Raw genomic sequence first — 22042 nt, 5'->3', positions numbered from 1 at the left:
TCCACCTCGCCACCGAAAGGGGGACCGGACCCGTGAGCCACCCGCACCACCACCGCCCCTCACTCGGCCATCGCCTCTCCCATCTCCTCAAACCCCACTCCCACGACACCGCCGACAAGGTCGACCCGGCCCTGGAGTCCTCGGCCCGGGGCATGCGCGCGCTGTGGGTCTCGCTGGCGGTGCTCGGCGCGACCGCGCTCCTGCAGGCGGTCGTCGTGGTCGTGTCCGGCTCGGTGGCGCTGCTCGGGGACACGGCGCACAACACCGCCGACGCGCTGACCGCCGTCCCCCTCGGCATCGCCTTCGTCCTCGGCCGCCGAGCGGCGAACCGGCGCTTCACCTACGGCTACGGACGCGCGGAGGACCTGGCGGGACTGGTGATCGTCCTGACCATCGCGGTCTCGGCGGTCCTTGCGGGCTGGGTGGCGGTGGACCGCCTCCTGGACCCGCGCCCGGTGGAGCACGTGCCGGCGGTGGCGGTGGCCGCGCTGGTGGGTTTCGCGGGCAACGAGTGGGTGGCCCGCTACCGGATCAGGATCGGCCGGGAGATCGGCTCGGCCGCGCTGGTCGCCGACGGACTGCACGCCCGCACCGACGGCTTCACGTCCCTGGCCGTCCTGCTGGGCGCGGGCGGCGCGGCACTCGGCTGGGAACTCGCCGACCCGGTCGTGGGGCTGGCGATCACCGCGGCGATCCTCCTGGTCCTGCGGGACGCGGCACGCGAGGTGTTCCGCCGGGTCCTGGACGCCGTGGACCCGGCCCTGGTGGACCGGGCCGAACAGGCGCTGCTGGCGGTGCCCGGGGTACGCGGCGTGGGCGAACTGCGCCTGCGCTGGATCGGCCACCGCCTGCGCGCGGAGGTGGCGGTGGTGGTGGACGGCGATACGACGGTGCGCCGGGCCCACGCGGTGGCCGTGGCCGCCGAACACGCCCTGCTCCACGCGGTCCCCCGCCTCACCGCGGCCCTGGTCCACGCGGACCCGGCCCCGGCCCCCGGCGAGGCGGACCCGCACGAGGCATTGGCCCACCACATGGCGACGTGACGCGGGCCACCCCGCGCCACGGACACCGACCGCAACGGCACCAGCGGCCTGCACCCGCCGGGAACGGGGTGCCTGCCCACGACGGGCGCACCCCGCCACACAGCAACGCCACACAGGCCAACCCGCACAACACCGCCGACGCCGACCGCGACCGGCACCAGCGGCCTACCGCGCCCCGGCACCCGGCGCAGCCGCCGGACACGAGGCACCTGCCCACGACAGGCGCACCCCGCCACACAGCAACGCCACACAGGCCAACCCGCACAACACCGCCGACGCCACCCGCGACCTACCGCGCCCCGGCACCCACCAAATCCGCCACGCACCGGGCGCCCCGATGGGCGCCCACGACGAGCGCCCCCGCCACACGGCGACCTGGCTCAGGCCACCCCGAGCCCCTCCAGCACCACGGCCCCCGGCAGTTCCGCGAACGCCTTCCCCGGCACCAGCAGCTTCCCCCGCCTGCGACCGCTCCCGACCAGCACGTACGGCAGATCGACGACCGCGGAGTCCACCAGCACCGGCCATCCCGCGGGCAGCCCGATCGGGGTGATGCCCCCGTACTCCATCCCCGTCTCTCCCGTCGCCACGTCCATCGCCGCGAACGACGCCTTGCGGGACCCGAGTTGGCGGCGGACGACCCCGTTGACATCGACGCGGGTCGTGGACAGCACGACGCATGCCGCGAGCGTGGTCTCGCCACCGCGCTTGCCGGCGACGACCACGCAGTTGGCGGAGGTGTCGAGCAGGTCCTGACCGTAGTGCTGGACGAAGACGGCGGTGTCGGCCCACTGGGGGTCGGTCTCGACGTAGATGATCTGGTCGGCGGGGACGGTGCCGGTCCAGTCGCGGATGGCGTCGGCTACCGGGGCGGTCAGCTCGTCGAGGCAGTCGGGGGCGGGGATGGCCTGGTCGAAGTCTCCGATGGGTGCGCGCATGGCCGCACCGTAGCAAGCGCGTGCGGCGCGCTCAGCGCACGGGTGGTACCGAGACGACCAGCACCAACTCCACCGGTTCGGAGCCGTCGTTGCCGTACCCGTGGGACGCGCCCGCCTCGAAGTAGGCGCTCGCACCCGCCGGGACGCGGTGCTCGACACCGTCGACGGTCAGCGTCAGCTCACCGGCCGTGACGTGCAGCAGCTCGACCGTGCCGGCGGGGTGCGGGTCGGAGGCGCTGGACTCGCCCGGCATGAGCCGCCAGTTCCACATCTCCAGCGGCCCCGGCGCCTCCGTGCCGACGAGGAGCCGGCTGTAGCTGCCGGAGTCGGTGTGCCACATCCGCACCACCTGGTCGGCCGGGACCACCCGCACCTTCGGCCCCTGCTCGTAGTCGAGCAGCGTGGTGATGCTGACACCCAGCGCGTCCCCGATCTTCACGACCGTGCCGAGGCTGGGATTGGTGCGGGCCTGCTCGATCTGGATCAGCATGCCGCGGCTGACCCCGGCGCGGGCGGCGAGCGCGTCCAGTGTGAAACCGCGCTCGGTGCGCCAGCGCTTGACGTTGCGCGCCAGTGACTGGGTCAGCAGGTCGAGGTCCGACACGGTTCACCTCGGTCCGGGGTCCAGCATTCTGAATTCAAGGGTCCAACAATCCGCACTGCTCTGGGTTGCACATGATCGTGCACCAGACTGTACTGCGCGGACCGCCCTCAGCCCTCCGCGTCCAGCTGCGCCAGCCGCGCCGCCGACTCCTCGTCCAGCTCCGCGAGCGCCGCGAGCTGCTGCGAGGTGACCCCGTCCGGTATCGGCACCGGCGCGGGCGTCCGCAGCGGCGGCTGCCAGCCGTCGGCGGGCGTCCAGCGGCGTACGACCCGGGCGGGCGCCCCGGCCACCACGGAGTGGTCGGGCACCGTGCCACGGACCACCGCACCGGCCGCGACGACCACGTTCCGCCCGATGCGCGCGCCCGGCAGGATGACCGCGCCGGTGCCGATCCAGCAGCCGGGGCCGATCTCCACCGGCTCCATCCGCGGCCACTGCTTGCCGATCGGCTCGTGCGGGTCGTCGTAGGAGTGGTTGGTGGAGGTGACGTAGACGTACGGGCCGAAGTAGCAGTCGCTGCCGATGGTCACCGTGGTGTCGGCGATGACATGGCTGCCGCGGCCGAGGACGACGCCGTCGCCGATCCGTAGGATCGGGTCGGGGCCGAGGTCCAGGTCGGGCATGAGCCCCGCGGTCAGGGTGACCTGCTCGCCGACGATGCAGTGGGAGCCCAGATGGATCCACGGCTCACCGAAGACGGTGCCCAGCGGGAACGCCAGCCGGGTGTGCTCCCCAATCGCGCCGAAGCGGAACCGGCCGGGGCGCTCGGCGGTCACCGAACCGGTGCGCTGCACCCAGGCCCAGCCCGCGTGGACAGCGCGCTGCGCCACCCGGCGACCCCAGGACGAGAACGTGTTCTTACTCTTCGGCACTAAGTCACCGTACTGAGCCCACGCCGCCCCCACGGTCTCCCGGGCCTGTGATCTTCGGCTCAACGCGTGGCGTACGGTGCCCTGTATCACGTGATCGGGAGGCGAAGGATGATCAAGGGCATTGGCGGGCGGGAGCCGAAGGTCGACGAGGACGTGTTCGTCGCGCCCACGGCCTCGGTGATCGGCGACGTGACCCTGCGGACGGGCGCGAGCGTCTGGTACGGAGCCGTGCTGCGGGGCGACGTCGAGCGCATCACCGTCGGCGCGAGCAGCAACGTCCAGGACAACTGCACCCTGCACGCCGACCCCGGCTTCCCGGTCACCGTGGGAGAACGTGTTTCCATCGGCCACAACGCCGTCGTGCACGGCGCGACCGTCGAGGACGACTGCCTGATCGGCATGGGCGCCACCGTGCTGAACGGCGCGGTCATCGGCGCGGGCTCCCTGGTCGCCGCCCAGGCACTGGTCCCGCAGGGCATGGTCGTCCCGCCCGGCTCACTCGTCGCGGGCGTCCCGGCAAAGGTACGGCGGGAACTCTCGGAGGAGGAACGCGAGGGCCTCACCCTGAACGGCACGCTCTACGCGGACCTGGCCCAGGCCCACCGGGAGGTGCACGGCGCCTGAGCACCGCACTTTCTCAAGCGGGTGTCACTCCCCCGCACTCACCAGTTCCGTCTCTGACGGCTGCGCCTCGGCCTGGGCCTTCTTCGCCTTGCGCTTGAGGACCAGGAACGACGTCAGGCCGATGAGTACCGCGGCCACCAGGCCCAGCCAGGAGAAGCGCTTGAGCCAGGACTCGGCGACGACGCCGACGTAGTAGATGACGGCGGTCGTGCCGCCTGCCCAGAGGATGCCGCCGAGGACGTTGGCGGTGAGGAACTTCCAGTACGGCATGCGCAGGACGCCCGCGAGGGGGCCGGCGAAGATGCGCAGGAGGGCGACGAAGCGGCCGAAGAAGACGGCCCACATGCCCCACTTCTGGAAGGAGCGCTCGGCGGTCGCGATGTGCGCCTCGCTGAAGTGGCGCGGGAACTTCCCGCCCAGCCAGGCCAGCAGGGGCCGGCCGCCCTTGCGGCCGATGGCGTAGCCGATCGAGTCGCCGATGATGGCGCCCGCGGTGGCGCAGGCGCCCAGGATCACGGGGTTGATGTCACCGTGCTGCGAGGCCAGCAGCGCCGAGGAGACCAGGATGATCTCGCCGGGCAGCGGGATGCCCAGGCTCTCCAGTCCGATGACCAGGCCCACCAGCAGATAGATGGCGAGCGGGGGCACCGTTTCGAGCCATTCCTGGACGTGCAACGCCGTTCCTCTCCCTGTGCCGAGCCGTTCCCGGGCGCGCACTCGCGGACGAGCGCGTGCCCGGGAAGCCTACCGGCACGGTGATCCCCGGCCCGCAGCGGCTAGGACAGCAAGGGGGCGAGCGATGCCGTGACCGTGGTCGCCGCCTCCAGGACCCGGGTCACCGGGCCGGGCGGGGCCGCCGGTTCGGAACGGGGCTCGGTGTCGGTGCGGGCCATCCGGGTCTCGTACGGGTCCTGTCGCTCCTCGGGCTCGGGCGTCCGGGCCGGCTCCCGGTCGGTGCCGCCGTCGCCGAGCTGCCAGCGCTGGCTGTCGGAGCCGTCCCGTTCGGTAACCGTCGGTTTCCCGTCCCGGCCGGGGGCCACGGCCCGCTCGCCGTCGTCGCGGAGCAGGAGTTCGCCGTGGACGGTGAGGTCGTAGCGCGACGCGCCGGGGTGGAGGAGGCAGTCGGCCAGTACGACCGTGCCCTCATCGGCGTGGGACGCGTGGGAGTCCAGGCAGAGCCCGGGGTCGGCGCCGCTTCGGAGCTGCCCGTCCTTCCGGTACGACCACTGCTGCGACCCGGCGGCCGAGCACCCCGCGAGCACGGTCGCCGCACCGGGCCGGGGTGCACCGCTCTGGAGGTCGAGGCAGAGCCCGGTGCCGAGGTTGCGGAGCGGGCCGTGGGCCAGTTCGGGGGCGCGGCCGGTGGCGGCCGAGGCGGGGTCGGTGGCGGTCCGGCCGGTGACGGCGCTCGGGGCGCCCCAGGTGGCGTGCGGGTCGGGGACACCGTTGTCATCGGACCAGCCGCGGCTCACCAGGACGGTCGCGAGCAGCGCGAGGGCGGTCAGACCGACACCGACGACGACCCTGCTTGGGCCCTGGGGCAGCACCGTCGGCCGCTGCCGGGCGGGTCGGTGGCGTCCGCCGCGCGCCGGCAGGAGCCGCTCGGGGTGGTCGCCGGCCCGGCCGGGGCGGGAGTCCAAGTAGCGGCGGGCGCCCCAGCCGAGGACGGTCTCGGCGAGCAGTTCTCCGAGGCCGCCCTCGAAGTGGCTGAGCTGTTCGGCGGCGTGCCGGCAGTAGCGGCACCCGGCCAGGTGGCGTTCGACATCGGGGAGAAGGGTGCCGCCCCGGCGGATCGGGACATCGAGCAGCCGGTTGTGGAAACCGCATTCCCGGGTCGGCGCGAGTTCCCGGTGGGCGCGGACGCAGGCGGCGCGGAATTGTTCGCGGGCCTGGTCGAGCGCTGCGTGCGCGGTGCCCGGATCGACGCCCAGCAGACCAGCGGGTATGGAAATCGGTTCCGCCTCGACCTCGGTATGCCACAACAGGCATTGCGAGGCGGCCGGAAGGGAACCGAAGGCCCGCTCGGCCAGGCGCCTCCTTTCCGGTGTCATCGACCTCGCCGCACGCATCCCGCGCGCCCCGGTCGTTTTGCGGAGTTCCGGGAGTACGGCGGACACCTTGTCGTCCGCCGCCCACTCCCTGACGGTGTCCCGTACTGCGGTGAGGAGCTGGGGGCGCAGCGCCTCGCCGGACGGGTTGCCGAGCACGCGGTGGAAGGCGGCAGCGGTCACCATCTGGGCCGCGCTCCCGGCCGTGGCCAGGCAGATCACGGCGTACTCGTGGGCGGCCCGCCAGTGCCGGGCCATCAACAGCGGGACGCTCTCGGTGCCGGTTCCGGGCGGGCCGAGGCGGGCGACGAGGTCGCGGTCGGAGTCGGTGGGGGTCACTCCGGGACGGGGCGGGTACGGAGGGCGTGGGGGGTAGGGGGGTTGCACTGAACCATTTCCTTCCAAGCCGCTGGACGACAGTCGGAATGGCCGTCAGAGGGGCGCTCACTTTCGCACAACCGCCCGACGGGCAACAAGGAGTTCGAACGTCCCCATTTCAAGTGGAGGGGAATTCCTTTTAGTTACCGGCGGTATCCGCACCGGCTTTCGAGCCTGCGGTATGAACCATTCCCCAAGTTGTGCGCATCGCGCGGTGATTGACTCACCGAATCTCCAGATCCCACCGAATCTCCAGACCCAACCCGACCTCCAGACCCCACCCGACCTCCAGACCTCACCGAATCTCCAGACCCAGGAAAACGCGAAGGGCCCCCTCGACAGGGGGCCCTTCGCGTCGTTCGGCCGTTCGGCCTGTTGTTCAGCTGTTGGGGCGCAGCGTCCACACGACGGTCATCTCGGTGGTGACCGCTCCGTCCTCGCGCTGGATGGCGACGCTCACCGGGAACTCGGGGCGCTTGCCGGAGTCCAGCTCGGCGACGACCTCGTCGATCGGCCGGCCCAGCGTCGCGGTGGCGGTGACCGGGCCGAGGGCGATCTTCTTGAACGCGATTTCCGCGGTCACCGGCAGCGGCACCGCCCGGGACAGCTGGTCGCCGAAGGCCGCGAGCACGATGGCGCCGCTGGCCGACTCGCCCAGGGTGAACATCGCCCCGGCGTGCGGGCCACCGACGTGGTTGCGGTACTCGGTCTGGTCCGGGAGCACCAGCACCGCCTTCTCCGGGGTGGTCTCGCGGTACTCCAGGTTCAGCGTCCGAACCATCGGCACGGTGGCGGCGAGCAACTCGCCGATCGACATCTGATCTGCGCTCATGACGGCATGTTACCCACGAGTAGCCTCGGCTGGCCAGACACGTGTCGCGATCGTGATTGCTACGTCCCTGACAAGGGCCGGTGACCGAATCGTGTCCCGGGCGCCGCTAGGGTGGCTGCCCATGTGGCCAGGACAGCAGCCGCCCGGGGGCGAGCAGAACCCGCAGCAGCAGAACAATCCGTACCAGCAGCCGGGGTACCAGCAGCCGAATCCGTACCAGCAGCCGGGCTACCAGCAGCCCAACCCCTATGCGCAGCAGCCGGGGTGGGGGGCGCCGACCCAGCCCACGACGGTCACCACGCCGGGCGGAGGCGGCGGCGGTGGCGGTGGCGGTGGCAACCGGACCAAGCTGGTCGCGATCGTGGCGGCCACGGCCGTGGTCGTGGCCGCCGGTGTCACCGGGGCCCTGGTGCTGACCGGTGACAAGGACGACAAGGCGGACGGCAAGGCATCGCCGAGCCCGACCGTCACCAAGTCCTCCGAGCCCAGCGAGTCCTCCTCGACCGGGGAGTCGCGCGGCGACGAAGAACTGGAGCCGACCGTCAAGGGCTGGAAGGTCGTCGTCAACACGCGCTTCGGCACGATGTTCGACGTGCCCGCGGACTGGGAGATCGACCGGCAGGACACCAGCGTGGGCTTCGAGTGGAAGGACAAGGACGGCAAGCTGGACCGCACCACCGTCACCGCTCCCGCCTACCTCAAGTCCAAGTGGTGCACGGTCGACTCCGACAAGGACGGCCGCACCGAGGACACCGCCCTGGCGACCGCCGGTACCCGTGGCGAGAACGGCGCCAAGGACCTGGACGAGGCCGCCGAGACGCGGGTGCCGTGGTGGATCTTCGGCGGGTACACCCAGCCGGACCGCAAGAGTGTGAAGTACGACAAGCCCGAGCCCTACACCACGGCCTCCGGCATCAAGGGCAGCCTCGCCACCGCCCACTCGGAGAACACGCCGCAGAAGGGCAAGTGCGACAGCGAGGGCAAGGCGTGGACGTTCGCCTTCGAGAACGGCGCCGGTGACTACGTGACCTGGAACCTCTACGGCGCCAAGGGCGTGCCGGACGAGATCTCCGAGGAGACGGCCAAGAAGATCCTCAGCACCGTACGCCTCACGGAGACGATGCCGACCGACACGTAGCCGCAGGTGCGGGGCCGGTACAGGACAGGAATTCGACTTGGCAAGTCGGCCCCGCCGCGGTGATAGTCGCGAGGTGAAACCCACCGCCTCGCTCCGCCGCCCGTCCTGGGCGGGCCGCAACTACTCGCTGCTGACCGCCGCAGCCGTCGTGACCAACCTAGGCAGTCACGGCGCGCTCATCGCCGCCGCGTTCGCGGTGCTGGAGACGGGCGGCGACGGCGGCGACGTGGGTCTGGTGGCGGCGGCACGGACGCTTCCGCTGGTGCTGTTCCTGCTGATCGGCGGCGCGGTCGCGGACCGGCTGCCCCGGCACCGGGTGATGGTCGCCGCCAACGCGCTGAACTGTGTCTCGCAGGCCGCCTTCGCGCTGCTGGTGCTCGCCGGGGAGCCCCAACTGTGGCAGATGATGCTGCTCACCGCGCTGGGTGGAACCGGCCACGCGTTCTTCTCCCCCGCCGCCGAGGGCATGCTGCTGTCGTCGGTCAGCGGTGAGCAGGCGAGCCGCGCGTTCGCCGTGTTCCGGATGGCCATGCAGGGCGCCGCGGTGGGCGGTGCCGCGCTCGGTGGCGCGATGGTCGCCGCGATCGGTCCCGGCTGGGTGCTGGCGGCGGACGCCGTCGCCTTCGCGGTGGCCGGGTCGCTGCGCGCCTTCCTCGACGTGAGCCATGTCGCGCCGCGCGCCCCGGGCGGCGGGCTGCTGTCCGACCTGCGCGAGGGCTGGCGGGAGTTCACCGGCCGGACCTGGCTGTGGGCCGTGGTCGTGCAGTTCTCCCTCGCGAACGCGGTGGTCGGCGCGGCGGACGCGGTCTACGGCCCCCTGGTCGCCCGGGACCATCTGGGCGGCGCCGGACCGTGGGGCCTGGCCCTCGGCTTCTTCGGCGCGGGCACGGTCGCGGGCGCCCTGCTGATGACCCGTTGGAAGCCGCGCCGGCTGCTGCTCGCGGGCACGCTGTGCGTCTTCCCGCTCGCCCTGCCGTCCGCGGCGCTCGCGATCCCCACCTCGGCCGGGGTCCTGTGCGCCGTGATGTTCCTGACCGGCGTGACCCTGGAGGTCTTCGGCGTCAGCTGGATGACCGCCCTCCACCAGGAGATCCCCGAGGACAAGCTCTCCCGCGTGGCCGCCTACGACTGGTTCGGCTCGGTGGCCCTGCTCCCCCTCGCCACCGCCCTGGCGGGCCCGGCGGAGTCGGCCTTCGGCCGCACCCCGGCCCTGTGGGGCTGCGCGGTCCTGATCGTCGTGGTCACAGCGGCGGTCCTGTGCGTCCCGGACGTACGCAACCTGCGCCGCCGTACGAAGCACGTGACGACGGCACCGGCACAGCCGCACCCGGTGGAGGAGCGCGCCTGACCACCGGCGTCACCCGATGCTGAACGCCCCGTCCGGCGGCTCCGGCGACGGCACGGCGTCCTCGTCCCGCACCGGGCGGGCGCCGCCGATGAACGCCGTCAGCTCCGGCCCGCACTCCACTCTCGCCGGGAAGGCGTCCGAGGCCGTACGCCGAGTCAGGCCCGCCAGGTCGACCGGCTGGTGGGAAGCCACCATGACCGCGTTGCCGAAGCGCCGGCCCCGCAGCACCGCCGGTTCGGCGATCAACGCCAGCTCCGGGAACACCGCGGCGAACGTGGCCAGTTGGGAGCGGAGGAAGTCGAAGGGCGTGGCGTCGGCGAGGTTGGCGAGGTAGACGCCGGTCGGGCGGACCACGCGCTCGGCCTGACGGGCGTAGCTGAGGGTCGTCAGGTGTGCCGGGACCCGGGAACCGCCGAAGACGTCGGCGACGAGGACGTCGGCCGAGTCGTCGGGGGCCTTTTCCAGCCAGGCGCGCGCGTCCCCGGCGTGGAGGCGGACGCCTTCGGGCACCGGCAGATGCTCGACCACCATGTCCAGCAGCCCGCGGTCCGCCTCGACCACGTCCTGCCGTGAACCCGGCCGGGTCGCGTGCACGTACCGCGGCAGCGTCAGCGCGCCGCCGCCGAGGTGCAGCACGTCCAGCGGCGCCCCCGGCTCCGCGAGGACGTCCAGCACGTGCCCGAGCCGTCGCGCGTACTCGAACTCCAAGTGGGCGGGGTCGTCCAGGTCGACGTAGGACTGCGGCGCCCCGTCGACGGTCAGCAGCCAGGCCCGCTCCCGGTCGACATCGGGCATGAGCTTGGCGGTGCCGTGGTCGACGGGACGGCTGACGGGGATGGGTTCGGTCACCGGTCAATTGTCGGTGACGCGGAAACCGGGCGGAGCCGCAGGGAACCACAGGACCACGACGCTCCGCCCAGCACACGCGAAACCACCGGGGGCAGGGACACCGCAGGCACACGGAGAACCACCCGGCGACCGCGGCAACGGGGAGCCGCGCACCGGCCGCCACCGGTCCACGGCTCCCCACTGGAACAACCCGCCACCGGTCCGCGGCTCCCCGCTCGAACAGCCCGCGGGGGCTCACACCACGGCTGTCACCGTCCCCGCCCCGACAGTCCGGCCGCCCTCGCGGATGGCGAACCCGAGCCCGGGCTCCAGCGGCACCTCACGCCCCAGCTCGACGGTCATCGTGACCGTCTCCCCGGGCCGCACCACGGCCGCCTCCCCCAGATCGATGTCCCCCACCACATCCGCCGTACGGATGTAGAACTGGGGCCGGTAGCCGGTCGTGACAGGAGTCGTACGGCCGCCCTCGCGCGCCGACAGCACATAGACCTGCGCCGTGAACCGCCGTCGCGGCTCCACGCTCCCCGGCGCCGCGACCACATGCCCGCGCCGGACGGCGTCCCGGGCAACGCCCCGCAGCAGCAGCGCGACGTTGTCGCCGGCCTGGGCCTCCTCCATCGGCTTGCCGAAGGTCTCGACCCCGGTGACGACGGTCTCCAGGCCCGCGCCGAGCACGTCGACCCGGTCGCCGACGCGTACGGTGCCGCGCTCCACGGCGCCCGTGACGACCGTGCCCCGGCCGGTGATGGTCAGCACGTTCTCGACCGGCAGCAAGAACGGCGCGTCGACGTACCGCTCCGGCATCGGGACGTAGGTGTCCACGGCGTCGAGCAGCGCCTCGACGGAGGCCGTCCACTTCGGGTCCCCTTCGAGGGCCTTGAGCCCCGAGACCCGTACGACGGGCGCGGTGTCACCGCCGTACCCGTGCGCGCTGAGCAGGTCGCGGACCTCCAGCTCGACGAGCTCGATCAGCTCCTCGTCCGCCGCGTCCGCCTTGTTGAGGGCGACGACCACGTGGTCGACGCCCACTTGGCGGGCGAGCAGCACGTGTTCGGCGGTCTGCGGCATGATCCCGTCGAGCGCGGAGACGACGAGGATCGCCCCGTCGAGCTGCGCTGCCCCGGTGACCATGTTCTTGACGTAGTCGGCGTGGCCCGGCATGTCGACGTGCGCGTAGTGCCGGGTGTCGGTCTCGTACTCGACGTGCGCGATGTTGATGGTGATGCCGCGCGCGGCCTCCTCCGGCGCCCGGTCGATGCGGTCGAACGGCACGAACGTGCCGGCGCCGCGCTCGGCGAGCACCTTGGTGATGGCGGCGGTCAGCGTGGTCTTGCCGTGGTCGACATGGCCCATGGTGCCGATGTTGAGATGCGGTTTGGTGCGGACGTAGGCCGTCTTGGACATGGCGGTACCTCGAAGCGTCGTGGTGTGGTGGGGACCCCGGGGACCGGCCGACCCTCCCCCTGCGGGGTCCGCCGGACGATCCGGAGAGGGTCAGCTTCGGGCGCCGTCGACAGCGGCCAGGAAGACGGGGACGGCAGCCTTCGGGGCATCCGCGACCGCGGATGCTGCGAGGTGGAAGGCGTACCGGAACATGACGTCGATCATCGTCGACGGGGTGTCCGGCGTCGAATGGTTTTTGCCGGTACGGCAGTTCAGGCGCCGACGTTCTTCAGTGCCTCCCGCACCGACAGCGGCGCGAAGCGTCCCTGCTCGCGCGCGAGGAAGTCCCGTACCGCGTCCGGGTCGGTCTTGGCATACTCGCGCAGGGCCCAGCCGATCGCCTTGCGGACGAAGAAGTCGGGGTGGGCGGACTGGCGCAGGCAGTAGGTGAACAGGCGCTCGGTGTCGGTGCGTTCCTTGTAGCGCAGTTGGTGGAGCAGTGCGGTGCGCACGATCCACAGGTCGTCGTCGGCGCTCCAGGCGTCCATGTCGGCGGTGAGCTTGGGATCGGCGGCGACGAGCGCCCCGACGACGTGCGCGGCGAGCAGGTCGACGGTGTCCCACCAGGGCACCGTGGACACGAGGTGCCGGGTCACGGGCAGGAAGGCGGAGGAACAGCGTCCGGCGTACCGGCGCAGGTAGTCGACCGCGAAGTACTGGTACTCCCGCTCGGGCAGCCGCCAGCAGCGCAGCGCGAGGGCCGTGCAGTCGGCCTCGTCCGGCTTCGGTGTGCCCTGGAGGACCTCGCGGGACAGGGCACGGCGGACCGGGGTGCTCAGCCCCAGGAAGGGGGCCACGTCCTTCATGTACGCCCGCATGGGCACGGCCCGCTCCGGGTCCGCCGCGGCGCCGAACACGGTGGTGAGGCGGTCCAGCAGGGTGTCGGCGAGGGCGCTGTCGGGGACGGCCGGGGTGCTCGCGACTGTCACGCTCATGAGACGAACGATACGGCGATCACATGCCTGTGTCGGTTAGTGTCACCGGATGCTCGATGCCACCACCCGCTCTGGGGGCACCGCTTTGGCCTCTCCCCGGGCCGTCACCACGGATCTCGCCGTCGCCGCCGTACCCGTGGGCTTCGCCGCGCGCCTTTCGAGAGCGCTGCTCTCACCCTGGTCCCGGCTGTCCCTGCTGGTCGCCCTGCTCGCCTCGGCCGCGGTCGCCGTGCTGCTGTTCGAGCCGCAGCGGCTGCTGGCGGACGGCTGGCCGCCCCAGCTGAGCGGTGCCGCGGCGACGGTGGTGTTCGCCGCGGCGTACGGGCTGTGCACGGTGGCGTTCGTGCCCCGGCCGCTGCTCAATCTCGCGGCGGGCGCGCTCTTCGGCTCCCAGTTGGGCCTCGGCGCCGCCGTCGCGGGCACCGTCCTCGGGGCCGGGCTCGCCTTCGGGCTGGGCCGGATCCTCGGGCAGGAGGCGCTGCGCCCGCTGCTGAGGGGCCGCTGGCTGAAGGCGGCGGACGGGCAGCTCTCGCGGCACGGTTTCCGCTCCATGCTGGCGGTGCGGCTGTTCCCCGGGGTGCCGTTCTCGGCGGCGAACTACTGCGCCGCGGTCTCCCGCATGGGGTACGCGCCGTTCCTGCTCGCGACGGCGCTCGGTTCGATCCCCAACACCGCCGCCTACGTGGTGGCCGGCTCCCGCGCCTCGGCACCGACCTCCCCGGCCTTCCTGATCGCGCTGGCCTGTATCGCGGTGCCCGCGCTGGCGGGCGTGGTGGTGGCCTGGCGCAAGCGCCACCACCTGCGCGGACGCGGATAGACCGTTACACCGACTCCAGGATCATCGCGTTGGCCAGCCCGCCCGCCTCGCACATCGTCTGCAGGCCGTAGCGGGCGCCGCGCTCGCGCATCGCGTGGACCAGCGTGGTCGTCAGGCGCGTGCCGCTGGCCCCGAGCGGATGCCCGAGCGCGATGGCACCGCCGTTGACGTTGACCTTGGCCAGGTCGGCGCCGGTCTCCTGCTGCCAGGCCAGGACGACGCTGGAGAAGGCCTCGTTGACCTCGAACAGGTCGATGTCGTCGAGGGTGAGCGACGCCCGGCGCAGCACCTTCTCGGTGGCCGGGATGACCCCGGTGAGCATGAGCAGCGGATCGGAGCCGGTCACGGCGAAGCTGTGCAGCCGGGCCAGCGGGCGCAGGCCGAGCCGGGCCGCCGTCTCGCCGGAGGTGATGAGGACGGCGGAGGCTCCGTCGTTGACGGGGCTGGCGTTGCCCGCGGTGACGTTCCACTCGATCTGCGGGAAGCGCTCGGCGAAGCCGGGGTCGTAGTACGCGGGCTTCAGTCCCGCCAGCACCTCGGCGCCGGTGTCCGGCCGTACGCACTCGTCCCGCGCGACCCCGTCCAGGGGCGCCACCTCGGGGTCCAGGCGCCCGGCGGACCAGGCCTCGGCCGCCTTGCGGTGGGAGGAGACGGCGAAGGCGTCCATCCGCTCGCGGGTGAGGGACCACTTGGCGGCGATGAGTTCGGCGCTAATGCCCTGCGGGACCAGGCCGTCCGGGTAGCGCTCGGCCACGCCGGGGCCGAAGGGGTCCTTGCCGGGCGGCACGTTCGACCACATCGGCACCCGGCTCATGGACTCCACCCCGCACGCCACGACGAGGTCGTAGGCGCCCGCCATCACGCCCTGGGCGGCGAAGTGCACGGCCTGCTGGGAGGAGCCGCACTGGCGGTCCACGGTGGTCGCGGGCACCGACTCGGGGAACCCGGCGGACAGGGCGGCGTAGCGGGTGGTGTTCATGGCCTGCTCGCCGACCTGGTCGACGGTGCCGCCGATGACGTCGTCGACCAGAGCCGGGTCGACGCCGGAGCGCTCGACGAGGCTGCGCAGGGTGTGGGCGAGGAGCTCGACGGGGTGAATGTGGGCGAGGGCGCCGCCGGGCTTTCCCTTGCCTATAGGAGTGCGTACAGCTTCGACGATCACTGCGTCACGCATGGTGCGGCCTCCGCGGATGCCGGTGGGTGGCTGCCGGTTCCTTGCCTGCCGGTTCTCGGTCACCGGCTCCGACTACCAGTCAGTAGGAAATTCCAACTCACCATAGCTCTGCGAATTGGAAAATCAAACCCTCCCCTAGACTTGGTTCCATGCCCGCCGCCCCCAAGGACCCGCGCCCCTGTTCCATCGCCGACGCCCTGGCCCTGGTCGGTGAGAAGTACTCGCTGCTCGTCCTGCGCGAGGTCTGCCTCGGCAACAGCCGCTTCGACCAGCTGGTGCGCAACATCGGCGCCCCGCGCGACATCCTGGCCACCCGGCTGCGCCGCCTGGTGGACGCGGGGATCCTGACCAAGCGGGCCTACAGCGAGCGTCCCCAGCGCTTCGAGTACCGGCCCACCCAGGCGGGCCTGGAGCTGGAGCCGGTCCTACTCACCCTGATGGCGTGGGGCGACCGGCACCTGCGCCCGGACGACGACCGCCCCATGGTCATCGAGCACATCTGCGGCCATGAGCTGCAGCCCGTGGTCACCTGCGCGGTCTGCGGCGAGCGGGCCCGGCACGAGGACCTGACCCCGCACCCGCAGGCCGAGGGCTGGACGGTGGCGGGCCCCCGCGCCTGAGGCCTGCCGTCGCGGCGTCACGCCCCTGGCACGCCGAAGGCCCTAACCGTGCGCGCGGCAGAACTCCCGCAGCGCCCCCGTGACCCCCTCCGGGTCCTCCAGATTGCTCATGTGCCCCACGCCGGGCAGGACCACCAGTTCGGCGTGCGGGATGGCCGCCGCGAAGTCCCGGGCCACACCCAGCGGCGACCGTACGTCCTTCTCGCCCCACAGCAGCAGGGTCGGTACGTCGATCCGCGGCAGTACGCCGGTCAGGTCGGCCTCGGCCATCAGGGCGAGCTGCGCCGCCGTCGTCCTCGGCCGCACCTCGCGCTGCATCGCGTCGAGCAGGGCCGTGTACTCCTCGGGCGGTCCGTCCCCGGCGAACAGTCCGGGCAGGGTCGGGTCGAACCGCTCCGGTGCCGCGAGCAGACGTTCGACGCCTATGACCCGTACGGCCACCTCCTCGGGCGGCAGCGAGCCCTTCCAGCCCGCGTAGGTGTCGACGAGGACCAACGTCCGTACCAGATCGGGGCGTAGCCGGTAGAGCTCCAGCACGACGGTGCCGCCCCAGGAGAGCCCGGTGACGTGGGCGGGGCCGCGCTCCAGGGACTCGACGAGGGCGGCGAGGGCGCGCGCGTAGTCGGCGAGGTCGAACCCCTCGGGCACGTCGGACGAGCGGCCGGCACCCGGCTCGTCCCAGGCGACGACGGTGAACTCCGCTGCCAGCGCCGCCAGCTGCGGCTGCCACATCCGCCCGTCGAGACCTGCGCCGTGCACGAGGACCAGCGGCGGCCCCGGCGCGTCGCCCGCCCGCGCGTAGGCGACCTCGACCCCACTGACCCGCACGGTTGCCATGAATCCAGGCTAGCCACGGGCCCGATGGGGCGCTCGCCGCGAAACCCCTGTGCCCTAGCCGTCATCCAGGGACGCTACGCTGCCCCTCGACCACTGTGATCACCGCGCCGTCGGCACGGTGTACCCGTTCGCGCCTACCACGCTCAGCACTTGGACGTCTCACTTCATGTCTTGGTTTGAATCCCTCGTCCTCGGACTCGTCCAGGGGCTGACCGAGTTCCTCCCCGTGTCCTCCAGCGCGCACCTGCGGCTGACCGCCGCCTTCTCCGGCTGGGAGGACCCCGGCGCGGCCTTCACCGCGATCACCCAGATCGGCACGGAGGCCGCCGTGCTGATCTACTTCCGCAAGGACATCGGGCGGATCATCCTGGCGTGGACGAAGTCGCTCACCAACAAGGAGATGCGCCGCGACCACGACGCCCAGATGGGCTGGCTGGTGATCGTGGGCTCGATCCCGATCGGTGTGCTCGGACTGACGCTCAAGGACCAGATCGAGGGCCCGTTCCGCGATCTGCGCATCACCGCGACCATGCTGATCGTGGTCGGCGTCGTCATCGGCATCGCCGACCGGCTGGCGGCCCGCGACGAGACCGGCGGCCGGCACCGCGCGGCCAAGCAGCGCAAGGAACTGCAGAGCCTCAACGTCCGGGACGGTCTGATCTTCGGCCTGTGCCAGTCCGCGGCCCTGATCCCGGGCGTCTCCCGCTCCGGCGCCACCATCAGCGGCGGCCTGTTCATGGGCTACACCCGCGAGGCGGCGGCCCGCTACTCCTTCCTGCTGGCCATCCCCGCGGTGCTCGCCTCCGGCCTGTTCGAGCTGAAGGACGCGATGGAGGCCGGGGGGACCGACTGGGGTCCGACGATCTTCGCGACCATCGTCGCTTTTGTCACTGGATATGCGGTAATCGCCTGGTTCATGAAGTTCATCTCCACCAAGAGCTTCATGCCGTTCGTCTGGTACCGCATCGCCCTCGGCATCGTGATCATCGTCCTGGTCGCCACCGGCGCCCTGAGCCCGGACGCCGGCGAGCCCGCGCACTAGCGGAAGGCGGAAATTTCCGTGACCCATCGCATACGGGTTGCGTAGCCGTTCGGTAGCGGAGTGTCAGACCCAGCCCCTAGGCTGGTCCGCATGTCCCCCGAGTCCGAAGCCCGTGGTTCCGTGCGCTCTGCCGCAGAGGTGAACGAGCAGATCCGCGCCCTGTGGGTCAGAGCAGGCGGCACCCTGTCCCCGCAGGAGCGCGCGGAGTACGAGCTGTTGGTGGTGGAGTGGGCGGCCGCGATCCGCGCCGATGTGATCGAGGCCGCGTAGATCCACAAAAGTGCCCGCACGCCTCTTGGCCCTGCCGGTCCCATGCCCAACACTGAGCCGATGACGCAGCGTGTGGAGCTCGCGACGGTGATGGACCGGCTGGCCGTCGACAGCCTGATCACCGAGTACGCGGTCGCCGTCGACGACGGCGACTGGGCCGCCTACCGCGCACTGTTCGCCCCGGACGGGCGCGCGGACTACCGCTCGGCGGGCGGTATCCAGGGCGACGCCCGGCAGGTGGCCGACTGGCTGGCGGAGAGTTTGCGGCTGTTCCCGATGCGCCAGCACCTCATCGTCAACCGCCGGCTGCGCTTCGGGATCCTGGAACAGGACACCGGCGACACGGCCCACGTCCAGGCCGACTACATCAACCCCATGCGTCTCGACGGCGCCGCCTCGGCCGCCCCCGACTTCGTCTGCGGCGGCCGCTACACCTTCGGCCTGACCCGTACCCACGACGGCTGGCGGATCGGCGAGGTCGTCGTACGGGAGAAGTGGCGGCGGCTGCCCGAACCGGCCACGACACGGTGATCGATTGACCCGGTGCGCTCTGTTCCGGGGGCGATCTCGACGCGCACACTGGTAGCACCACGGGGCAGGGAGGCGCGGTATGGAGAGGTTCGGCGACTGGTTCACTTCCCCGTGGCGGCGCTCGTCACTGGCCGCACTGGCCGGCATGCTGCCGGTCCTCGCTTTCCCGGCCCCGTCGCTGTGGTGGTTCGCCTACGTCGCCCTGGTCCCCTGGATCCTGCTGCTGCGCATCGCCCCCACCCCCCGCCGGGCGCTGTACGACGGCTGGTGCGGGGGCGCCGGGTTCATGCTGGCCATGCACCACTGGCTGCTGCCGAACCTGCATGTCTTCACCTTCGTCATCGCCGCGCTGCTCGGCGCCCTGTGGGCCCCCTGGGGCTGGCTGGTGCGCCGCTTCCTCGCCGGGACACCGGGGCCCGGCCGGATCGCGGGCGCCCTCGTCGTCGTGCCGTCGGGCTGGCTGACGGTGGAACTGGTCCGCTCCTGGGAGGCGCTCGGCGGGCCCTGGGGGGTGCTGGGCGCCTCCCAGTGGCAGGTGGAGCCGGCGCTGCGGCTCGCCTCGGTGGGCGGGGTCTGGCTGCTGAGCTTCCTGCTGGTGGCGCTCAATGTGGCCGTCGCCGTACTGGTGTCGACGCGCGCCGCCCGGGTCCCGGCCGTGGCGGGCCTGGTCGCCACCGCCACGGTCACCTCGGCGGCCTGGGCCTGGGCCCCCCGCCCGGAGGCCGACGGGCGGACCCGGATCGCGGTGGTGCAGCCGGGCGTCGTCGAGGGCACGGACAGCGGCGACCAGCGCTTCGCGGTGGAGGAGCGGCTCACGCGCGAACTCGTCGGCCAGGACGTGGATCTGATCGTGTGGGGCGAGAGCAGCGTCGGCTTCGACCTGGCCCGGCGCCCCGACCTGGCGGACCGGCTCACGGACCTGTCCCGCGGGACGGGGGCGCCGATCCTGGTCAACGTGGACGCGCAACGTTCCGACAAGCCCGGCATCTACAAGAGTTCGGTGCTGGTCGGACCCGAGGGGCCGACCGGCGACCGGTACGACAAGATGCGGCTCGTGCCGTTCGGCGAGTACATCCCGGCACGCTCCCTGCTCGGCTGGGCGACCTCGGTCGGCGAGGCGGCGGGCGAGGACCGGCGGCGCGGCACGGAGCAGACCGTGATGGACACCGGGGACGGGCTCAGGGTCGGCCCCATGGTGTGCTTCGAGTCGGCGTTCCCCGACATGAGCCGCCACCTCGTCGACGACGGCGCCCAGGTGCTCGTCGCGCAGTCCGCGACCTCCACCTTCCAGCAGAGCTGGGCCCCCGACCAGCACGCCTCGCTGGCCGCGCTGCGCGCCGCCGAGTCCGGCCGCCCCATGGTGCACGCGACCCTGACCGGGGTCTCCGCGGTGTACGACGCGAGCGGCACGCGCGTGGGCGACTGGGTCGGGACCGACGCGCGCACGGCCCGGGTGTTCGACGTACCGCTGGCCCAGGGCACCACGGCCTACGTCCGGTTCGGCGACTGGCCACTGCGGGCGGCGCTGCTGGTCCTGGCCGCCTGGTGCCTGGGCGAGAGCGTACGGACCCTGCGGATCAGGCGGCCCGTTCCTGGATGGCGCGTACCACCCGCTCGCACAGCTCATGAGTCGCCAGCGCGTCCCGGGCGCTGAGCACCTTGCCCGCGCGCACCGCGTCCAGGAACGCCAGCACCGCCTGCTCGATGCCGCGCTGCCGGGCCACCGGCACCCAGTCACCGCGCCGGCGCACGGTGGGCTGGCCCTTGTGGTCGACGACCTCGGCGAGGTTGAGCACCTGACGCTTGGTGTCCTGCCCGGACACCTCCAGGATCTCCTCGTTGGAGCCGCTGAGCCTGTTCATCACGCCGAGCGCGGTGAAGCCGTCCCCGGCGAGCTGGAGCACCACGTGGTGCAGCAGCCCGCCCTCGGTGCGGGCCCGCACGGTCACGTCGTCGACCGGCCCCGGCACCAGGAACCGCAGGGTGTCCACGACATGGATGAAGTCGTCCAGGATCATCGCGCGCGGCTCCTCCGGGAGCCCGACCCGGTTCTTCTGCATGAGGATCAGCTCGCGCGGATGGTCGGCGCACTGCGCGTACCCGGGCGCGAACCGCCGGTTGAAGCCGACGGCGAGGCTGGTACCGCGCTGCTCCGCCAGCTCCACCAGCCGCTCGGAGTCGGCGAGTTCGTACGCCAGCGGCTTGTCGACGTAGGTCGGCACCCCGGCCTGGAGCAGTCGTGCCACGATCTCCGGGTGGACGGCGGTGGGGGCGTGCACGAAGGCCGCGTCGAGGCCTTGGGCGAGCAGCGCGTCGAGGTCGGTGTGGCGCTGCCCGGCGGGCAGGTGGAGGGTGTCGCCGACCCGGTGCAGGGTGGCGGGGGTGCGGGTCTGCAGGTGCAGTTCGATGCCTGGCTGCGTGCCCAGCACGGGCAGGTAGGCCTTCTGCGCGATGTCGCCGAGTCCGATGCAGCCGACCTTCACTGGTGCTCCCTAGCGTGTCCCTGGGTGTGACACGACCGAAGCATACGGCGGCCCCGGTGGCCGCCAGTCGGCGATGCCGTCGAAGCCGCGCAGCAGCAGCGCTGGCCCGGCCTTGGAAACCCCGGCGATCAGTGCGTTGCGCACGGCGATCCCGGCTCGGTTGCGGATCAGGTTGAGCCGGGCGATCCGTACCGACTTGCGGGCAATGGCCGTCGTACGGGGCAGCCGGGCCGCCGTGTACGCGGCGAGGTCGGCGGCGTGGTGGGCGAGCACGATCGCGTCCTCGATGGCCTGGTTGCCGCCCTGGCCCAGCATCGGCGGCATGGCGTGGGCCGCGTCCCCGACGAGGGCCACCCGGCCGCGGTGGAGGGCGGGCAGGGGGCGGGCGACGTGATGGACGTCGTGGCGCAGGACGTCCTCGGGCCGGGCGGCGGCCAGGATCGCCGGGACCGGGTGGTGCCAGTCGCCGTACAAGCGCAGCAGTTCGGCCCTCTCGTCGTCGGGAGCGCGCTGTCCGGCGGGCGCGGTGGCGGCGGCGTAGGCGTAGACCCGGCCGTCCTTGAGCGGGTGCGAGCCCCACAGGCGGCCCCGGCCCCAGGTCTCGTGGGAGGCGAAGCGCGCGTCGGGCAGCGGGATCACGACCCGCCAGGTGGTGAAGCCGCTGTAGACGGCTCCGGGATGGTCCGGGAACAGCGCCTTGCGTACGGCGGAGTGGATGCCGTCGGCGGCGACCACGAGATCGGCGTCGATCTCGCCGTCCGGGGTGCTGACCCGGGCCGGGCGGTCGGCGGTGCCGGGGTCGGCGACGGTCGCGGTGACGCCGGTGCGAATGGCGCCGGGCGGGAGGCAGGCGGCCAGGCTGGTGACGAGGGTGGCCCGGTGCAGCAGAACCAGGGGGCCGCCGAAGCGTGCGGCGGCTGCTGCCGCGTCGGTGCGCGAGAGACGGCGCCCGGAGGGCGTGCACAGGACTCCGTCGCCCTGCCAGGCGGCCAGGTCGCGGATCTCGTCGCCGAGGTCGATGACGTCCAGTGCGCGCAGGGAGTTGGGCGCGAGCGAGATGGCCGCCCCGACCGGTTCCAGCGAGGGCGCCCGTTCCAGCACGGTGACCTCCAGGCCGCGCCGGTGCAGTGCCGCCGCCGCGGTCAGACCGCCGATCCCGCCGCCGATCACGACGGCCCGCTTCGGCTGTGTCATGACTTCCTCCCATGCAACTACA

The 22042-nt window shown here is 72.4% G+C and carries 23 protein-coding genes; 10 read left to right on the top strand and 13 right to left on the bottom strand.

Going from position 1 to position 22042, the window contains the following annotated elements:
- The first annotated feature begins 32 nt into the window (after positions 1 to 32).
- Positions 33 to 1043 (top strand): cation diffusion facilitator family transporter, encoded by a 1011-nt coding sequence (locus ACZ7L7_RS28250; RefSeq protein WP_285515029.1) that lies wholly within the window; start codon positions 33 to 35, stop codon positions 1041 to 1043.
- A gap of 380 nt (positions 1044 to 1423) precedes the next feature.
- On the opposite strand, the gene ACZ7L7_RS28245 is transcribed toward ACZ7L7_RS28250, so the two are convergent.
- The 3 genes from ACZ7L7_RS28245 to ACZ7L7_RS28235 form a co-directional block, all read right to left on the bottom strand.
- Positions 1424 to 1981 (bottom strand): YbaK/EbsC family protein, encoded by a 558-nt coding sequence (locus ACZ7L7_RS28245; protein ID WP_285515030.1) that lies wholly within the window; start codon positions 1979 to 1981, stop codon positions 1424 to 1426.
- Positions 1982 to 2012: 31 nt separating this feature from the next.
- Positions 2013 to 2585, bottom strand: coding sequence for a helix-turn-helix domain-containing protein (locus ACZ7L7_RS28240; protein WP_285515031.1), 573 nt, complete (start codon positions 2583 to 2585; stop codon positions 2013 to 2015).
- Between the two features lie 107 nt (positions 2586 to 2692).
- Complete coding sequence (locus ACZ7L7_RS28235) at positions 2693 to 3457, bottom strand: acyltransferase (protein ID WP_285515032.1); 765 nt, start codon at positions 3455 to 3457, stop codon at positions 2693 to 2695.
- Between the two features lie 108 nt (positions 3458 to 3565).
- Here ACZ7L7_RS28235 and ACZ7L7_RS28230 point away from each other — a divergent pair, with 108 nt between their 5' ends.
- Positions 3566 to 4081: a gamma carbonic anhydrase family protein gene (locus tag ACZ7L7_RS28230; protein WP_453603898.1), complete on the top strand. Its 516-nt coding sequence runs from the start codon at positions 3566 to 3568 to the stop codon at positions 4079 to 4081.
- Positions 4082 to 4105: 24 nt separating this feature from the next.
- On the opposite strand, the gene ACZ7L7_RS28225 is transcribed toward ACZ7L7_RS28230, so the two are convergent.
- The 3 genes from ACZ7L7_RS28225 to ACZ7L7_RS28215 all read right to left on the bottom strand — a co-directional run bounded on the left by ACZ7L7_RS28225 (position 4106) and on the right by ACZ7L7_RS28215 (position 7324).
- Complete coding sequence (locus ACZ7L7_RS28225) at positions 4106 to 4756, bottom strand: DedA family protein (RefSeq protein WP_285515033.1); 651 nt, start codon at positions 4754 to 4756, stop codon at positions 4106 to 4108.
- Between the two features lie 101 nt (positions 4757 to 4857).
- Positions 4858 to 6468 (bottom strand): RICIN domain-containing protein, encoded by a 1611-nt coding sequence (locus ACZ7L7_RS28220; RefSeq protein ID WP_472077582.1) that lies wholly within the window; start codon positions 6466 to 6468, stop codon positions 4858 to 4860.
- Positions 6469 to 6886: 418 nt separating this feature from the next.
- Positions 6887 to 7324, bottom strand: coding sequence for a DUF4442 domain-containing protein (locus tag ACZ7L7_RS28215; protein WP_285433493.1), 438 nt, complete (start codon positions 7322 to 7324; stop codon positions 6887 to 6889).
- Between the two features lie 136 nt (positions 7325 to 7460).
- On the opposite strand from ACZ7L7_RS28215, the gene ACZ7L7_RS28210 reads away from it, so the two are divergent.
- Both ACZ7L7_RS28210 and ACZ7L7_RS28205 read left to right on the top strand, forming a co-directional pair.
- Positions 7461 to 8477: a DUF8017 domain-containing protein gene (locus tag ACZ7L7_RS28210; RefSeq protein ID WP_453603902.1), complete on the top strand. Its 1017-nt coding sequence runs from the start codon at positions 7461 to 7463 to the stop codon at positions 8475 to 8477.
- Between the two features lie 73 nt (positions 8478 to 8550).
- On the top strand, positions 8551 to 9825 hold the full coding sequence (locus tag ACZ7L7_RS28205) for an MFS transporter (protein ID WP_453603904.1): 1275 nt from the start codon (positions 8551 to 8553) through the stop codon (positions 9823 to 9825).
- A gap of 9 nt (positions 9826 to 9834) precedes the next feature.
- Here the strand turns inward: ACZ7L7_RS28205 and ACZ7L7_RS28200 are convergent, their stop codons facing one another.
- The 3 genes from ACZ7L7_RS28200 to ACZ7L7_RS28190 all read right to left on the bottom strand — a co-directional run bounded on the left by ACZ7L7_RS28200 (position 9835) and on the right by ACZ7L7_RS28190 (position 13052).
- On the bottom strand, positions 9835 to 10674 hold the full coding sequence (locus ACZ7L7_RS28200; RefSeq protein WP_285515037.1) for a spermidine synthase: 840 nt from the start codon (positions 10672 to 10674) through the stop codon (positions 9835 to 9837).
- Positions 10675 to 10908: 234 nt separating this feature from the next.
- Positions 10909 to 12078, bottom strand: coding sequence for an elongation factor Tu (gene tuf / locus ACZ7L7_RS28195; RefSeq protein WP_093724024.1), 1170 nt, complete (start codon positions 12076 to 12078; stop codon positions 10909 to 10911).
- A 251-nt stretch (positions 12079 to 12329) separates the two neighbouring features.
- Positions 12330 to 13052 carry a DNA alkylation repair protein gene (locus tag ACZ7L7_RS28190; protein ID WP_285515038.1) on the bottom strand — a complete coding sequence of 241 codons (723 nt, stop codon included), beginning with the start codon at positions 13050 to 13052 and terminating at the stop codon, positions 12330 to 12332.
- 49 nt (positions 13053 to 13101) lie between these two features.
- Between ACZ7L7_RS28190 and ACZ7L7_RS28185 the strand changes: the two genes are divergently transcribed.
- The gene (locus ACZ7L7_RS28185; protein WP_471592818.1) at positions 13102 to 13869 is read left to right on the top strand and encodes a TVP38/TMEM64 family protein; all 768 of its coding nucleotides are present in this window, start codon (positions 13102 to 13104) and stop codon (positions 13867 to 13869) included.
- Positions 13870 to 13873: 4 nt separating this feature from the next.
- Here ACZ7L7_RS28185 and ACZ7L7_RS28180 read toward each other — a convergent pair whose 3' ends face one another.
- Complete coding sequence (locus tag ACZ7L7_RS28180; protein ID WP_285515040.1) at positions 13874 to 15043, bottom strand: thiolase family protein; 1170 nt, start codon at positions 15041 to 15043, stop codon at positions 13874 to 13876.
- 149 nt (positions 15044 to 15192) lie between these two features.
- Here ACZ7L7_RS28180 and ACZ7L7_RS28175 point away from each other — a divergent pair, with 149 nt between their 5' ends.
- On the top strand, positions 15193 to 15663 hold the full coding sequence (locus tag ACZ7L7_RS28175) for a winged helix-turn-helix transcriptional regulator (RefSeq protein WP_285515041.1): 471 nt from the start codon (positions 15193 to 15195) through the stop codon (positions 15661 to 15663).
- A 42-nt stretch (positions 15664 to 15705) separates the two neighbouring features.
- On the opposite strand, the gene ACZ7L7_RS28170 is transcribed toward ACZ7L7_RS28175, so the two are convergent.
- Entirely contained in the window at positions 15706 to 16500 is a 795-nt protein-coding gene (locus ACZ7L7_RS28170; protein ID WP_472077581.1) for an alpha/beta fold hydrolase, read from the bottom strand.
- Between the two features lie 166 nt (positions 16501 to 16666).
- Between ACZ7L7_RS28170 and ACZ7L7_RS28165 the strand changes: the two genes are divergently transcribed.
- From ACZ7L7_RS28165 to lnt, 4 genes are all read left to right on the top strand, one after another.
- A complete protein-coding gene (locus ACZ7L7_RS28165) occupies positions 16667 to 17542 on the top strand; it encodes an undecaprenyl-diphosphate phosphatase (protein ID WP_285515043.1) in 876 nt (291 codons plus the stop codon).
- Positions 17543 to 17632: 90 nt separating this feature from the next.
- The gene (locus tag ACZ7L7_RS28160; RefSeq protein ID WP_093724032.1) at positions 17633 to 17812 is read left to right on the top strand and encodes a hypothetical protein; all 180 of its coding nucleotides are present in this window, start codon (positions 17633 to 17635) and stop codon (positions 17810 to 17812) included.
- A gap of 60 nt (positions 17813 to 17872) precedes the next feature.
- Positions 17873 to 18343, top strand: coding sequence for a nuclear transport factor 2 family protein (locus tag ACZ7L7_RS28155; protein WP_285515044.1), 471 nt, complete (start codon positions 17873 to 17875; stop codon positions 18341 to 18343).
- Positions 18344 to 18422: 79 nt separating this feature from the next.
- On the top strand, positions 18423 to 19997 hold the full coding sequence (gene lnt, locus ACZ7L7_RS28150) for an apolipoprotein N-acyltransferase (RefSeq protein ID WP_285515045.1): 1575 nt from the start codon (positions 18423 to 18425) through the stop codon (positions 19995 to 19997).
- Here the strand turns inward: lnt and ACZ7L7_RS28145 are convergent.
- A complete protein-coding gene (locus ACZ7L7_RS28145) occupies positions 19921 to 20826 on the bottom strand; it encodes a Gfo/Idh/MocA family protein (protein WP_472077580.1) in 906 nt (301 codons plus the stop codon). The two genes, lnt and ACZ7L7_RS28145, sit on opposite strands and share 77 nt — an antisense overlap.
- Before the next feature lie 9 nt (positions 20827 to 20835).
- On the bottom strand, positions 20836 to 22020 hold the full coding sequence (locus ACZ7L7_RS28140; protein WP_471431887.1) for an FAD-dependent monooxygenase: 1185 nt from the start codon (positions 22018 to 22020) through the stop codon (positions 20836 to 20838).
- Positions 22021 to 22042 lie beyond the last annotated feature (22 nt).

The sequence above is a fragment of the Streptomyces sp. NPDC110618 genome (assembly GCF_055657065.1).
Note: the sequence above shows the minus strand (reverse complement) of the source record. Positions and strands in the feature narration are given on the sequence as shown.